This is a genomic window from Haemophilus sputorum CCUG 13788, assembly GCF_000238795.1.
Classification (GTDB): Bacteria; Pseudomonadota; Gammaproteobacteria; order Enterobacterales; family Pasteurellaceae; genus Haemophilus_A; species Haemophilus_A sputorum.
The window spans coordinates 1-535 of record NZ_AFNK01000075.1; the positions used below are offsets into that span (position 1 = coordinate 1).

General features: G+C 33.6%; 1 protein-coding gene. It reads right to left on the bottom strand.

Annotation, left to right across the window (positions count from 1 at the left end):
• Positions 1-308, bottom strand: a 308-nt coding sequence (locus HSP_RS11025) for a DNA cytosine methyltransferase (protein WP_010129938.1), incomplete at its 3' end; no start/stop codon positions are given.
• Positions 309-535 lie beyond the last annotated feature (227 nt).

Here is a 535-nt window from a genome sequence, read left to right on the forward strand (position 1 = left end):
AATTCATTCAACATTACAGATTTAAAACCTGCCTTTTCTAGACCTAAAGCTAACCCGCCGCCGCCTGCAAACAGTTCAATTAAGCTATAATCTCTAATTGGCTCGATAGATGTATGTTCATCCCATTTTGAGTTGAACATTTGATTAAATTCAGAGAAAACCTCTAGTTGTTTTCTAGTATAGGGTTTCTGATATTTATCAGGGTCAAGTTCAGGAATAAGCTTACCGTTATTAGCCCAACTACTAACATTACGCTTTGATACTGAAAGAACATCAGCAATAGTTTCTGCTGAGAAAAATAAATCCATAAGACACCTTCATTTTAACTAATGTATTGATAAGTATACTGGGTTAAGAATGCTAGGTCCAGAACTTTTTAAGGAATAAATATGACATTTGATCGTAATAAAATTAAAGAAATTCTTAAGCCTTTAGTTAAAGATGCTCTAGACAATAAGGGGAAGGAAAAAGACTTAAGACGTAATACTCTTGACGTATTTTCTCAAGTATTGGAACGCACAGTTTTAGACCTTTC